The 12,611-nt window shown below is 55.9% G+C and carries 16 protein-coding genes; 5 read left to right on the forward strand and 11 right to left on the reverse strand.

Annotation, left to right across the window (positions count from 1 at the left end; genetic code table 11):
- The first annotated feature begins 20 nt into the window (after positions 1-20).
- Positions 21-218: a hypothetical protein gene (locus PUV54_RS01840; RefSeq protein ID WP_274493813.1), complete on the forward strand. Its 198-nt coding sequence runs from the start codon at positions 21-23 to the stop codon at positions 216-218.
- A gap of 33 nt (positions 219-251) precedes the next feature.
- Here PUV54_RS01840 and PUV54_RS01845 read toward each other — a convergent pair whose 3' ends face one another.
- The 6 genes from PUV54_RS01845 to PUV54_RS01870 form a co-directional block, all read right to left on the reverse strand.
- Entirely contained in the window at positions 252-1,511 is a 1,260-nt protein-coding gene (locus tag PUV54_RS01845) for a type II toxin-antitoxin system HipA family toxin (RefSeq protein ID WP_274493814.1), read from the reverse strand.
- Positions 1,508-1,723, reverse strand: coding sequence for a type II toxin-antitoxin system Y4mF family antitoxin (locus PUV54_RS01850; protein ID WP_274493815.1), 216 nt, complete (start codon positions 1,721-1,723; stop codon positions 1,508-1,510). The genes PUV54_RS01845 and PUV54_RS01850 overlap by 4 nt, the downstream gene beginning before the upstream one ends.
- 434 nt (positions 1,724-2,157) lie before the next feature.
- A complete protein-coding gene (gene ygiD, locus PUV54_RS01855; protein WP_420797932.1) occupies positions 2,158-2,988 on the reverse strand; it encodes a 4,5-DOPA-extradiol-dioxygenase in 831 nt (276 codons plus the stop codon).
- A gap of 77 nt (positions 2,989-3,065) precedes the next feature.
- Positions 3,066-3,632, reverse strand: coding sequence for an NADPH-dependent FMN reductase (locus PUV54_RS01860; RefSeq protein WP_274493817.1), 567 nt, complete (start codon positions 3,630-3,632; stop codon positions 3,066-3,068).
- Positions 3,633-3,678: 46 nt separating this feature from the next.
- The gene (locus tag PUV54_RS01865; RefSeq protein WP_274493818.1) at positions 3,679-4,074 is read right to left on the reverse strand and encodes a DoxX family protein; all 396 of its coding nucleotides are present in this window, start codon (positions 4,072-4,074) and stop codon (positions 3,679-3,681) included.
- Positions 4,075-4,172: 98 nt separating this feature from the next.
- Complete coding sequence (locus PUV54_RS01870; protein ID WP_274493819.1) at positions 4,173-5,078, reverse strand: LysR family transcriptional regulator; 906 nt, start codon at positions 5,076-5,078, stop codon at positions 4,173-4,175.
- Between the two features lie 299 nt (positions 5,079-5,377).
- Here PUV54_RS01870 and PUV54_RS01875 point away from each other — a divergent pair, with 299 nt between their 5' ends.
- Positions 5,378-6,007 carry a trimeric intracellular cation channel family protein gene (locus PUV54_RS01875; RefSeq protein ID WP_274493820.1) on the forward strand — a complete coding sequence of 210 codons (630 nt, stop codon included), beginning with the start codon at positions 5,378-5,380 and terminating at the stop codon, positions 6,005-6,007.
- A 554-nt stretch (positions 6,008-6,561) separates the two neighbouring features.
- Here PUV54_RS01875 and PUV54_RS01880 read toward each other — a convergent pair.
- From PUV54_RS01880 to PUV54_RS01890, 3 genes are read right to left on the reverse strand one after another with little or no spacing between them, the layout of a single operon-like run.
- Entirely contained in the window at positions 6,562-6,936 is a 375-nt protein-coding gene (locus PUV54_RS01880) for a hypothetical protein (protein ID WP_274493821.1), read from the reverse strand.
- A complete protein-coding gene (locus PUV54_RS01885; RefSeq protein ID WP_274493822.1) occupies positions 6,929-7,141 on the reverse strand; it encodes a GDCCVxC domain-containing (seleno)protein in 213 nt (70 codons plus the stop codon). Before PUV54_RS01885 ends, PUV54_RS01880 begins: the two co-directional genes overlap by 8 nt.
- Entirely contained in the window at positions 7,138-7,560 is a 423-nt protein-coding gene (locus PUV54_RS01890; RefSeq protein ID WP_274493823.1) for a hypothetical protein, read from the reverse strand. The genes PUV54_RS01885 and PUV54_RS01890 overlap by 4 nt, the downstream gene beginning before the upstream one ends.
- Here PUV54_RS01890 and PUV54_RS01895 point away from each other — a divergent pair.
- The 3 genes from PUV54_RS01895 (at position 7,547) to PUV54_RS01905 (ending at position 9,910) form a co-directional block, all read left to right on the forward strand.
- On the forward strand, positions 7,547-7,945 hold the full coding sequence (locus tag PUV54_RS01895; protein ID WP_274493824.1) for a MerR family transcriptional regulator: 399 nt from the start codon (positions 7,547-7,549) through the stop codon (positions 7,943-7,945). The genes PUV54_RS01890 and PUV54_RS01895 overlap by 14 nt on opposite strands.
- A 218-nt stretch (positions 7,946-8,163) precedes the next feature.
- Positions 8,164-9,003, forward strand: a complete 840-nt coding sequence (locus PUV54_RS01900) for a type IV toxin-antitoxin system AbiEi family antitoxin domain-containing protein (RefSeq protein WP_274493825.1) — start codon at positions 8,164-8,166, stop codon at positions 9,001-9,003.
- Positions 8,993-9,910 (forward strand): nucleotidyl transferase AbiEii/AbiGii toxin family protein, encoded by a 918-nt coding sequence (locus PUV54_RS01905; RefSeq protein ID WP_375208308.1) that lies wholly within the window; start codon positions 8,993-8,995, stop codon positions 9,908-9,910. The genes PUV54_RS01900 and PUV54_RS01905 overlap by 11 nt, the downstream gene beginning before the upstream one ends.
- A 105-nt stretch (positions 9,911-10,015) precedes the next feature.
- Here the strand turns inward: PUV54_RS01905 and PUV54_RS01910 are convergent, their stop codons facing one another.
- Both PUV54_RS01910 and PUV54_RS01915 read right to left on the reverse strand, forming a co-directional pair.
- On the reverse strand, positions 10,016-12,067 hold the full coding sequence (locus PUV54_RS01910) for a heavy metal translocating P-type ATPase (RefSeq protein ID WP_274493827.1): 2,052 nt from the start codon (positions 12,065-12,067) through the stop codon (positions 10,016-10,018).
- Positions 12,068-12,296: 229 nt separating this feature from the next.
- Complete coding sequence (locus tag PUV54_RS01915; RefSeq protein WP_274493828.1) at positions 12,297-12,605, reverse strand: P-II family nitrogen regulator; 309 nt, start codon at positions 12,603-12,605, stop codon at positions 12,297-12,299.
- Positions 12,606-12,611 lie beyond the last annotated feature (6 nt).

Raw genomic sequence — 12,611 nt, forward strand, 5'->3', positions numbered from 1 at the left:
CCATCCTGCGCCGCACCAGCGTGCGGCTCCTGAGCGACGAAGAAATCGCGACGGTTGCAGCTGAGCTCAACACCGAGGCTTCAGACATCATCCCGGCCTTTAATTTTCTGATTGAAAGTTCGGCGAACGTGCTCGCCGCTGAAATAGTTCTGGAAAAGGAATGGTCCGCGCTCGAAGAGCGCGTGCAAAGCGCTCTCAGCGGCCGCCGTCAGAAGTAGATGTTGACAGACTTAAAAATCGAGTTCGGAAAGTTACGGAATACGCTGGCAAAGAGAACTCGCACGCATGCTAATTAGATCGGCAATTTCTTGAACAGCGTCTCCATCGGACGCGGATTCCAATATCTCGGAATTAGTTTTGCCGATTGATTCGATCACCGCATTAGCCAGTTCTTTGGCGCGCGTTCTGATGAACCGTAATGCAAGCCCGGTTTCATCCGCGAATTTCTCCCAATCGCTTGGTTTCAGCTCTTCCAGCGTATGACGCTTTGCGATCTTCATCGCGAGGCGCGGCGACAATTCTGGATAATAGGCAGTGGACAGAAGATCGTAGAGCGGCGCAAGTTCAATGGCACCGTTTTTGCGGTAGAGCAGACTGAAGTTTTTCGCGTGGGCGTCGGCGTTGCCGATGATCAGGTTGTAGATCGCCGCGTCGAAAAGTTTTAAAACCTCAACCGCCGGCCGCGTAGCCGCGCGGCGGAGCAAATCGAAACAATCTCGAAAAACCGGGCCGCCATCGGCAGCGTATTTGCGGTCCGAAGTAAAGCCGAGCGCTTGGCAAAAATCTTCCTGATGCAAGCGTTGCAACGCGCCGTCATCGCCGCGAATGCGGTCGTAACGTGCGACGAGCAGAAAGGAGCGCTCTCCGGCGCGCCGGATTTCTACGTTGGCGGCATCAAGACCGATTTTTATGGCAAGTCGCATGGCGAAGGCTTCGTTCTCAGTCGTTCCGGGAAACCGTTCGATAGGCGGTTTCAAAATATGGCTCGTCGCCTCCCCTGGCGCCGGCAACGCTATTTCTCCATCGACGAGGATGACCGGGATTTTCGACTGCGCGCCGGCAAGCGACAGGCGGAACCCTTCGCGCCCGGCGAGAAAAGGTCGCGACGGTAATTCGTCGAGCAAATCAACAAGCGCTGCTTCGCCAAGCGGTTTATTTTGTGTCGCAAGTGACGGCGCTGGCGGCTCCTCCCCTTCCGGCCAGAGCGTCAGCGCTCCAGCGACCTCACCGCCCAATTCGTTCAGGAGTTTGAATTCATTGCCGTGGGATACGCCGAGCGCGCGGGAGACGGCGAAGCGCTGGCTCTCTTCCGGCAACAATCCTTCGAAGAACGGGCGACATTCGCGCCGGTTAAACGGCTCTTCTCTTTTCGGCAAGGAGAATGACAGGGCCGGTTTTTCCGGATCAGCTAGCCAGTCGCTTGCGTATGAAAAGCCCATCTCGCCGTGTTGGTCGATGGTCAAGGCGCCGACGATCTCGCCGCCCCACCAGACCTTCAATGTCTTGGTCATGAGCCGTCCCCGCCGGGATCGGCAAGTTCGATTTTGCAGCCGAGAGCGTTCAAAACCGCCAGCGTCTTGCCGAGTTGCGCGGTTTCTTTGCCCGCCTCCAATTCGATCAGAAAGCGCAAGCCGACGCCGGCGGCGCCGGCGAGCTGGTCTTGGCGCAGGCCCTGGCGTTTGCGTAATTCCCGTATCTTCAAGCCGATTTTTTTTGGTGTCATGTCGTGTTCCCGTTCGGGAATATATGCTTGAGAATTCAGAAAAGCAAGAAGATTATTCCCGATCGGACACTTAGTTGTTATTGTATAACGAATATGCCAAAATATTACCGATCGGGAATATAATTCTGCGTCGCAAATCGGCAACGTACCACTACCCGGCTGTCCGGTTCCGGCTGCTCGGCGAGCCCGAAACAAGCGGCCTACGAAGCGCCGATCTCCTGCAAAAGCGCCCGAAATTCCGTCCTGGGAGCCTGGCATAAAGTTCGATACGCATTCACGAAGGGGAGCCACTAATTTCTCGCAATATATTCAATGGATTATAGCGCAAAAATCGCGACCCCATTTTTCATTTCGAACTTTTGCCGCGAGCTAACTCGGCGTGATCTGTTTCCAAAGTCCCAACCCACCGGCAAATGCAGTCTTCTAAGAGCAAATCAATCATCGCTCGGCGCATTTATGGGCAAAAACGCTGCATCATCGCCCGCGATGAAACTGAGTCTTTCCATGCCGACGCCGTAACAGGTCATTGACAGCGACCCCAGCGAATATCCTTTGACGATTGGCGCAGCGTCTCCAGCCTCTGCGGCGAGACCCGCCGTATATAGCAACGGAATAAAGTGATCTGGCGTCGGCACCGCTAAATTGTAGTCCGGATGTTCGAGTGTTTTGAGAATATCGGCCGGGCCCGCTGTCATCTGCTCCATCACGGCGTCGTCGAAGCGATGCGCCCAATCGGCGCCGTGGTTCTCCGCCTTCCAGTCAATGCGCCTCAGATTGTGAACCACGTTTCCGCTCGCCAGTATCAGCACTCCTTTGTCTCGCAACACTGCAAGGCGTTGCGCGAGTTCGAGGTGGTAATCCATCGGTTTCAGCGAATTTATCGACAACTGCACCACAGGAATATCCGCATCCGGAAAGATGTGAGTGAGGACGCTCCAAGTTCCATGGTCCAGACCCCATTGATCGTGATCGGCGCCGACCCAGACCGGCTTCGCAAGCTCTGCGATTTCACCCGCAAGCTCTGGAAGACCAGGCGCCGGATATTCGATCTCAAAAAGCGGTTTGGGGAATCCATAAAAGTCATGGATGGTGCGCGGGCGCGCCATGGCGGTGACCGCGGTTGCGCCGATATACCAGTGGGCTGAGATCGCCAAAACGGCGCGCGGACGCGGAAGCACTTCGCCGATACGCCGCCATGCGCGGGTGTGGCTGTTTTCTTCAAGAGCGTTCATCGGGCTGCCATGTCCCACAAACAGGGCGGGCATCTGGCTTTCTGCAGTGGTTGGGGTCACGGTTAATTCCTCGTTTTATTCTCTTGCCCATTGGACATGGCGAACAACGACTATGAAGTAGTGGCGGTGCGTTCGATCCAGTCGCCGAACGCATCGATAATGCTTTTGAAGAAGGCGCGGGTATCGTCGCTTTTAATATCGCCCTGTTCATCGAACATGTCCCAGCCGCCGCCAATATAAGCTTCGGGCTGCTGAAGAACCGGCATGTCGAGGAAGACGAGCGATTGGCGCAAGTGATGATTGGCGCCAAAACCGCCAATCCCGCTGGGAGATACAGTCACGACCGCCGCAGGCTTTTTCGCCCACGAACTTTCGCCATAGGGGCGTGATCCGACATCGATGGCGTTCTTCAATACGGCCGGTACAGATCGATTATACTCCGGCGTTACGAAAAGAACGGCATCGGACGCTGAGAGCTCTTCGCGAAACCGCAACCATTCAGCAGGCGTCTCACCTGCCTCTAAGTCCTCGTTGAAAAACGGCAAGTCTCCGATTTCCAGGAACTGGAATTTGAGGTTCGAAGGCGCCAGCCGAGCTAACACTTTGGCCGCTTTGCGATTTACGGAATCTTTCCGCAGGCTGCCAACGAGTACGGAAACTTGATAAGATTTGGTCATGGTATGCTCCTTAATTTGATGCGATTGAATTTTATTTGTCTCGTGTTCAGCGCGAACTTCGGCGCAAGGCATCGAGACTCCAGGCGCCCGGACCCGAAAACACCAGAAGCAAGAATACAAACGAGAACAGGATTGCGGCGTCGCCGCCATTCAGCACCGGATAGAAATTAGCCGGCGCATGGAACATCCAATAGGCGACGGCCATCTGTCCCGAGAGCACGAATGCAACGGGTCTTGTAAAGAGGCCGCCGAGAAGCAGGGCGCCGCCCACAAGTTCAATCCAGGCGCCAATCCAAAACAGCGACCACATTTCCGGCAGACCGCCCTCCGGCGGCGCTGGGAAGCCGAACAGCTTCTGGGTTCCATGCGCCATAAAGAGAAGCGCGGCGACAATTCGCAAAGCGCCAAGCGCGTAAGGCGTATTTTTTTCGAGCGACAACATAATATCCTCCTTGATCGGTCGGGCTGAACATAGCGGCCACGATCGTTCGGGATAATATGCAAATTTCTGATTTTATTATCCGGGCATACCGGATAGTGCTATGTCGCCCAAAAGGGCGATCCGCTGAAATGCTCGACCAAATAGTCAATGAACGCCCGGGTTTTCGCCGGTTGGAACGGACCCGGCGGATAGAGCGCATAAACGCCAAGATCTCCTGCGCGCCATCGCGGCAGCAATTCCACAAGCCGTCCTTCCTCGAGGGCGGGGCCGACAATAAACGCCGGCTGCAATGTGATCCCGGCGCCGGCGGCGGCGGCTTCAACAAGGGCGTCGCCATTGTTACACCGCAAGCGGCTTGCGACCCGGACAGTTTCAACTTCATTTTTGTGTTTGAATTTCCAGTCGAGGCCCTCTGAATAGTAGGTGAACGTCAGGCATGGGTGATTGCTTAAATCGTCCGGTTTTCGGATTTTCCGGTGATTGTCGAGGTAGCCCGGCGACGCGCAAAGAATGATCCGGCAGGCGGCGAGCTTGCGTGCGATGAGCGTTGAATCCTTCAGGTTCGCGCTAATGCGTATCGCAACATCAATGCCTTCTTCAATCAAATCGACGCGGCGGTCATTCAGCGTCAGGTCGATCGATACCTGTTCGTGTTGCTTAAGAAACTCGCCGACGACGGGCGCAACATGACGCATACCGAAGCTCAATGGTGCATTGACCCGCAATCCGCCGCGCAAATCTGCAGAGAGATTTGCAGCCTCAGCGGCTGCTTCTGAAATAACGTCTATTCCGGGACGAACACGTTCAAGAAACAGGGCGCCGGACTCCGTCAGGCTCACTTTTCTCGTCGTTCGGCGCAACAGTTGAATGCCGAGGCTTTCTTCAAGATCCTTGACGCGGTCGCTAACCAGCGTGCGAGATAGATTTAAGTCATTGGCGGCGGCCGCAAAGCTTTGCAGCTCTGCAACGCGAATGAAGATCTCGATCGCCTGCAAACGGTCCATTGCCGGCGCAGATTATCCTGAATTCACGGATAGACAAACCAGAATTCAGACAATTGTTCACGGAAATTGAAGGCGCATTTCTGCGACATTCGAGAACATCAAGGGACGTAGCCGCAGTACTGATCATCACTTAACTCGCGCCGCCGGTCTCTCCCCCTTGGGCGGCGCCTGCGTCCGGCCGGGCTGTCTCATGGTGCTGTCACGGCTGGACGCTTTCTTTCATCAAAAACGGCTCGCTTATGTCGCGGTCAGCCAGGATAAGAATATTATCATAAGAGCAACCACCGATGATGGCTATCATGACTGATTTCGACGCTATATCCGCTTTAAATATCTTCGGATTGTTTGTCTTCGCTATATCGGGCGCGCTGACGGCATTGCGAAATGACATGGATTTTTTCGGCGTCGCGATGATAGCGATCGTTACTGGTGTTGGCGGCGGAACCGTACGCGATGTGCTGTTAGGATCCTTTCCGGTTTGGTGGATTAAAGACACCTCGGCCGTTTATGTGTGCCTTGGCGGTGCAGTTGCGGCAACCCTTGCGCAACCCCTGCTAGCTTTGCGTCAAAATGCGCTTGTCTGGGCTGACGCCCTGGGACTGTCAGCTTTTGCCATTCTCGGCGCGCAGTCGGCAATGTCTGTAAACGCGCCAGCTATCATTGCAATCTTTATGGGTGCGGTCACGGCGACATTTGGCGGTGTGATGCGCGACGTATTGTTGAACGAGCCCCCATTGATTTTGAAACAGGACATTTATGCAACCGCAGCGCTTATCGGGGCGGCCGTTTATGTCGGACTTGTCGCTGCAGGAACAGACGCGGACGTCGCAGCGCCTGTCGCCGCTGCTGCTGCCTTTGCAATTCGCGCCGCCGCCATAAGATTCAACATTCCTTCGCCGAAATTCGGTAGACCGCGACTGAAGAAGTAGAAGGACTGCGACGGCCGGTTTGCGCGCAAAATCGGACACCAGAATCCAAGCGTCTGAGCGAGTGTATTGCGAATCCCCCTTGTCGATTTGCAACATCTCTGCGAACGGTTAGCAACTCCAAATTGCCGCCTTTGTTGCAGATCAAATTTCGGCGTTTTCCGCGACTTCGGACATGAAGCAGGTCTGACTGTCGTTGGTGGCTTTTTTACAGAATTTGCGTCAGAAGTTTCATGACTTTACCTCGCAGGTATTGCGCATTGGGACGCCAAGCTCCTGTAAAACAACGAGAAATTCAGCCTGTGGTGCCTGACATAAAGTTCGATACGCATTCACAAAGGGGAGCCACTAATTTTCTACAACATATTCAACGGATTAACGGATAAAAATCGCCACCCCATTTTTACTTTCGAACCAGTATGGGTGACGCCCTTTGTCTTGCGCCGCCGTCGGCTGGCTTTATTTGCGGACAACGAAAATGAGATTCCGGTTCCAATTCGATATTCGAAGGAAGTTAACTGCAGCCGCCCCACCAAGAGACCCAACGCCCCCAGCGTTCAGTTCACATATTTTCCGAAGATCGGCTCGGTCAGATAGGTAAGGAGCGCGAGCACGAGCGTTCCCCACACGACAATTATAAGCCCATCGGCGCCAATCGACACGATCTCAAAGCCGACCAGCAAGACGCCGGCGCCGCCAGCGATAAAGACCGGACCCGAATAATAACAATGTCGTCTTCGACATCGTCTTGCGTTTAATACGCACGCGAGGCCCATCCAGAAAAACGAACCGCTCATCATCATGGGGATAATTGTCTGGGGAACGACCCCGCTCATGAAGTTCGTTGAAAACAATATCGCGAGCGGCAGCCCCCATGACCAGGAGAAGGGCAACGGCTTGGCGGCGTGATCGTTTTTCGTTGCGTCAACCACAACACGCCCTCCCAGCTTGTATGGGCGGACACTTCACATCGCCATAGGAGCAGTAAACGCAGCAATCGCCTGGCTTCGGTTTCAGGACGGCGCCGCAGCCCTTGCAATCGTAAAACCACTGACATGCATCAGTCGGCATTTCGTCCGTCGACTGATGCCCGCATTGAGGACAGGTGATGGTGGATTTTGCGATGACGCCGCTCATTGATTCACCCAGCGAAGCAATTGCGGTTCATAGAACGGCATAATGTAGGCGGCGACTATTAGCGCCGCCGCAAGGGCGAGCGTGATCACAACGCGCTTGTCTGGCCGCCGCCCCCTCCAGAACGCCGCGGCAATCGCCACGGCAAGCAGAACGATCGCCGCGCCCATAAAATAATGTTGAAACCGTGCAAAGAACGCGAGCTTGCCGACAAGTGCCGCGCTGACGCCAAGATTGATCAAGATGAGCGGCAATATGCAACACGACGCGCCGATTAACGCCCCGAGGCCTGATAGGGCCCCGCCGCCGGCGATCCATCCGCTTTTTCTGCGCGCTTTTGTTTTGTTCGGGTCTTCACCTGTCATGCCGTACATCGTAAATTCTGTAGTCGCTACAGGATCAAGAGAGATGGACCAATTCAATCTGACAATCGGGAAACTGAGCGATCAAACCGGCGTGAAGATCGAGACCATCCGCTATTACGAAAAAATAGGATTGATGCCGGAGCCGCCGCGGACTGAAAGCGGTCGCAGACTTTATGACGGCGTCCTCGCCGACCGGCTTTGCTTCATCCGGCGCGGACGCGAGCTCGGATTTTCGCTCGATGATATCCGTGCGCTCCTGGGGCTGGAGGACCGAAAACCCACTTGCGCAGAAGTCTTCGAAATCACCTCCACGCATGTGGAGATGATCCGGACGAAGATATCGGATCTGAAAAAGCTCGAACGCACCCTTTCGACGGTCGCCAAAGGCTGCAGCCGTAACAGGACGCCCGATTGCGCGATCATCAAGACGCTGTTCTCCTGAAAGGCTTGAGAAAAGGTGTCTTAGGCTGTCATGGGCAGCGGCTCGTCCCGCGCTTTTTCTGCGGTCCCACAGCTCTTGAGCCGAGCCCGATTCTCAGTCAGAAGTAGTGAATTTGGTGCTTTAATAATTCTAGAATTTAATGGTAATTAACCCCCACCACGCGATTATCATAAACTCCACTCTTGCCAGCGCTTTGAAATTTCCCTATTTTGTTGGCTATGACCCAACAACGCCAGGAACGATTAAAGCCCCTGCTTGACGACCTGCCGCCCGGCTATGTCGCCGACGCGGCCTGGCTGACCGCGCGCGGCATAAACCGCAAATCGATCCTGCAATATGAGCAACGCGGCTGGCTCGAAAAGCTCGTCCGCGGCGTTTACCGCCGGCCTGACACGCACCGCAATGTCAGCGCCGACGGCGACTGGCGGCGCCTCGTTCTCTCTCTTCAGCGGGTGATGGAATACGAGGTCCATGTGGGCGGGCGCACCGCCCTGTCGCTACACGGCTTTGAGCACTATCTGAGCCTCGGCGCCGAGGCACCGCGCGTCTATCTCTATGGCGATGTCCCGTCCTGGCTTGCGCGGCTGCCGAACGCGAGCCGGTTCGAAACAAGAACCCTGAGCCTCTTCGGCGGATCCAAAACCGGCGTCGACGGCGTCGACATTGAAAAGCAATCATCCCCGCCGCAACGACGATTAAACAATCTCGTTGTCTCAACGCCCGAACGAGCGATCCTCGAAATGCTGAACGAACTGCCGGCACATGAATCCTTTCACAATGTCGATGCGATATTCGATGGGCTCGCCAATCTGCGCCCGCGGCTTCTCGAAGCCCTGCTCAAGGAATGCCGCAGCGTGAAAGCAAAGCGCCTGTTCTTCGTCTTCGCCGACAGCCAAGACCACGCATGGCGACAATATCTGGACCCGGATGATTACGATCTCGGATCAGGCCCGCGCGCGCTCGTTGAAGGCGGACGGCTGCACCCGCGCTACGACATCACCGTGCCGCAGGAGCTGATAGACGGTAAGGAAAGCGATGAGTCTGACGATGGCCCGTGACGCCTATCTCGCGCAGGTGCGGCTCTTGATGCGCCTCCTGCCTGTGGTCTCGACAGAACCCGCCTTCGCCCTCAAGGGCGGCACGGCGATCAACCTATTCTATCGCGACATGCCGCGCCTCTCCGTCGATATCGATCTCGCCTATCTGCCCATTGAAAATCGTGCGACATCGTTACACGCCATCGACGCTGCGTTCGACCGATTCATGGCGCAAATCAACAAACTGCCAGGCGTCAACGCCCAGCGCATCGCCGGCGGCGGCGACGGCGACACTCGAGTCCTTGCAACCGCTGACGGCGTGACCGTTAAAATCGAAACCTCGCCGGTGATGCGCGGCGCCATCGGCGAGCCGCGACTGATGCGCACCACCGACGCTGTCGAGGACGCCTTCGGATTCGTTGCAACAAATGTTCTGGCGTTCGATGATCTTTACGCGGGAAAACTGCACGCGGCGCTCGACCGCCAGCATCCGCGTGACCTGTTTGATATTAAACTCCTCTACGAAAACGAAGGCCTCACGGACGATCTCTTCCGCGTTTTTCTCGTCTACGCCGCCTGCTCTAGCCGCCCCATGCATGAACTGCTCGCGCCGAATGAAAAAGACATTGCTGAGGACTTCGCGCGCGAATTCGCCGGCATGACGGTCGAACCGGTCAATATCGACGCTCTTTTCTCCGCGGGAAAAAGGCTGATCGGCGACATTCAGGCGCGGCTCAATGGAAACGCCGCTGAATTCCTGCGCACGCTGCAAGCGGGCGAGCCGGATTTCACGCTCATCGGCCTGCCGCAGGCCGCGGACCTGCCAGCGATTAAATGGAAACTTTTGAACCTCAAAAAATTGATGGCAGACAATCCGGATAAGCATCGAGCGCAAAGCGAGGCGCTGAACGCTATCATCCGGAATTGAGAGCGGCGGCGCCTTCTTGTGCGAACAACCTTTACCTCACCGGACAAACAATGCAGGCCAGTACATCGGTGGCGTCTCTATTGGCAATATTGTTGCACATTATTATCACTTCACCGACTGCTCCGCGGACCAGAGATCGCCATTCAGATATGTCGTCTTTTTTGGTTCGTTGTACGCCAATAATCGTAATGCATTAGCGACGACAATGAGGGTCGATCCCTCATGCACCAGAACAGCTGGCCCGATGCCAAGTCCGAAAAGCGTCGCAGGAATAAGAACCGCAACAATGCCCAGACTGACCCAAAGGTTTTGACGGATCGTTCGGCTGGTCGCGCGGCTCAGTCCGACGGCAAATGGCAGCGTTTCAAGATCATCCGCCATAAGAGCGACATCGGCCGTTTCGAGCGCAACATCCGAGCCGGCTGCGCCCATCGCGATTCCGACTGTTGCGTTCGCCATTGCGGGCGCATCGTTTACACCGTCGCCGACCATGGCGACGCCGCCTGATTCTTTTAGCTCCTTGATCTTCTCGACCTTATCGTCGGGCATAAGATCGCCGAAGGCGTGATCGAGACCTACCTCGCGCGCAATCGCGTCCGCGACTTGTTGATTGTCGCCCGAAATCATCACCATTTTCGAAACGCCGATATCGCGCAGACGTTGGATAACACGCCTGGCGGCGGAGCGCGGCGTGTCCATCAAGCCCAGAGCGCCAAGATACGCATCGCCCCGCCGGACAATCATCGTTGTCCGCCCCCGCGCCGACATGCTCTTGACGGTCACGCGAAGATCGTCCGGCAGCGGCGTTCCATTTGTCTCAGTAAAGAGAGCCGTTTTTCCGATGTGAACGAGTTCGTCATTCAATCGCGCGGAAACGCCTTTGCCGGTGATGCTTTTGAATTCCGTCGCATTGCGTTCAATGGCTCCCATTCGTTCTTTGACATCGCGGACGATCGCCTCGGCGAGCGGGTGGTCGCTTAATGCTTCAACAGCCGCGGCGACGCGAAGAAGCTCTGTTTCCGTTACGCCGGCGGCGGGCGTGATTTCAACGAGCTTTGGCTCTCCGGATGTGAGCGTGCCCGTCTTGTCGAATGCAATTGAATCGAGCCTGCCCAGCGATTCAAGCGGCGCGCCGCCTTTGATCAGCACGCCGCCGCGTGCGGCGCGGGCGATGCCGCTGAGGATTGCGCTGGGCGTTGCGATGGCGAGCGCGCAAGGACTAGCCGCGACCAGCACCGCCATCGACCGGTAAAAACTTTGCGCGGGGTTTTCGTCGAGAAAGAGCCATGACAAGGCCGTGATGAAGGCCAGCATGACGACGCATGGAACAAACACCTTCTCAAACTTCTTGGTGAAATTTTGCGTCGGCGACTGCCTGGTTTCAGCGGCGCTGACCATATCGATAACGCGGGCCAGCGTCGTTTCAGAGGCTCGCCGGGTCACCTGAATTTCGAGGCTTCCGGCGCCGTTAATCGAACCGGCGAAGACCTTGTGCGCCGGTTTGATTTTGTCGGGATTGTCAGCCGCTTCACTGCTATATTTCACAGGCGACTTATCGGCCGGCGCGCTTTCGCCCGTAATTGGCGCCTGATTGACGCTGCTTTCGCCCTTGATGACGAACCCGTCGGCGGGAATACGGTCGTTCGAGCGAACAATTACAATGTCGCCTGGTTTCAATTCGTCGACGGGTACTTTCGTTTCCCTCCCGTCCCGGCGAACGAGCGCCTCCTCAGGCGCAAGATCGGCGAGCGCTGATATGGCGTTACGGGCTCTCGCCATCGCGTAATTTTCAAGGGCGTGGCCGATGCTGAACAGAAACAGGAGGAACGCGCCCTCCGCCCATTCGCCGAGGACAGCTGCGCCGCCTGCGGCGACGAGCATAAGAAAGTCGATCTCAAATTTGCCGTGTGAAACTTTTCCGATTGCTTCTTTCAGCGTGAAATACCCGCCGAAAAAATATGCAGCCAATAACAAGCCAAACGCAACGCCGTCAGGCATCGCCGATATTTTCGGCCCGAGCCAGCCAGCAAGAAGTGCGGCGCCGCACATTAACGAGAAGACGAGTTCAGCCCTGCCGTCCAACAAGCTGTTTAGCCATTCGTCGTGCTGATGATTGTCTTGCGTGGCTTTGTCGGTCGGCGGGCTTGTTTTATTCACGGCAAAAAATCCTCTGATGGGCAATTAAGTTAGGACAATGCAAGTAATGCGACCGGCAGGTATGGAAGCGTTAGCTTTATTGAAACGAAAAGGCGGAGCCGCCGTGTTAGGGGGACGAACCCGGCGGCTCCTCTGGTTACGCCGGACGACTACGCGCGCAGGAAGTTGGCGCTATCGCCCGCTCGCAATTCGTAATGACACACGAACTGCGAGACCAGAAACTAAAGACTCAAATCGGAATGGCGGCCGTGATCTTGCTCACATAAATGAAGCCCGATTCCTCCATATCGGTTTTCCCGTTGGCGCGTATCAGATCGGCGGCTTCGGAGAGCCGGTCGTCTTCGCAGACAAGCTCCAGCTTCACCTCGGTGATCACGCGATCGCCAAGCTCGGTTGAATATTGCTGTTCTTTTTCGTCGAGCGCTTTGACCATGCCTTTGACATCGACGGCGGTCATGTTCGTGAAACCGCCCTTGCGCAAGGCGCGAACGACGCTCGCCGCCCGGCTGCGATGAATGAACGCCTTGATCTCAATCATGATGCG

The organism is Hyphococcus flavus, from assembly GCF_028748065.1.
Lineage (GTDB): Bacteria > Pseudomonadota > Alphaproteobacteria > Caulobacterales > Parvularculaceae > Hyphococcus > Hyphococcus flavus.

Bases quoted from the DNA above. Each gene is read 5' to 3' on its own strand.
- PUV54_RS01845 (WP_274493814.1), bottom strand. From the start codon at position 1,511: ATGACCAAGACATTGAAGGTCTGGTGGGGCGGCGAGATCGTCGGCGCC.
- PUV54_RS01850 (WP_274493815.1), bottom strand. From the start codon at position 1,723: ATGACACCAAAAAAAATCGGCTTGAAGATACGGGAATTACGCAAACGC.
- ygiD (WP_420797932.1), bottom strand. From the start codon at position 2,988: ATGCCCGCCCTGTTTGTGGGACATGGCAGCCCGATGAACGCTCTTGAA.
- PUV54_RS01860 (WP_274493817.1), bottom strand. From the start codon at position 3,632: ATGACCAAATCTTATCAAGTTTCCGTACTCGTTGGCAGCCTGCGGAAA.
- PUV54_RS01865 (WP_274493818.1), bottom strand. From the start codon at position 4,074: ATGTTGTCGCTCGAAAAAAATACGCCTTACGCGCTTGGCGCTTTGCGA.
- PUV54_RS01870 (WP_274493819.1), bottom strand. From the start codon at position 5,078: ATGGACCGTTTGCAGGCGATCGAGATCTTCATTCGCGTTGCAGAGCTG.
- PUV54_RS01875 (WP_274493820.1), top strand. From the start codon at position 5,378: ATGACTGATTTCGACGCTATATCCGCTTTAAATATCTTCGGATTGTTT.
- PUV54_RS01885 (WP_274493822.1), bottom strand. From the start codon at position 7,141: ATGAGCGGCGTCATCGCAAAATCCACCATCACCTGTCCTCAATGCGGG.
- PUV54_RS01895 (WP_274493824.1), top strand. From the start codon at position 7,547: ATGGACCAATTCAATCTGACAATCGGGAAACTGAGCGATCAAACCGGC.
- PUV54_RS01900 (WP_274493825.1), top strand. From the start codon at position 8,164: ATGACCCAACAACGCCAGGAACGATTAAAGCCCCTGCTTGACGACCTG.
- PUV54_RS01905 (WP_375208308.1), top strand. From the start codon at position 8,993: ATGGCCCGTGACGCCTATCTCGCGCAGGTGCGGCTCTTGATGCGCCTC.
- PUV54_RS01915 (WP_274493828.1), bottom strand. From the start codon at position 12,605: ATGATTGAGATCAAGGCGTTCATTCATCGCAGCCGGGCGGCGAGCGTC.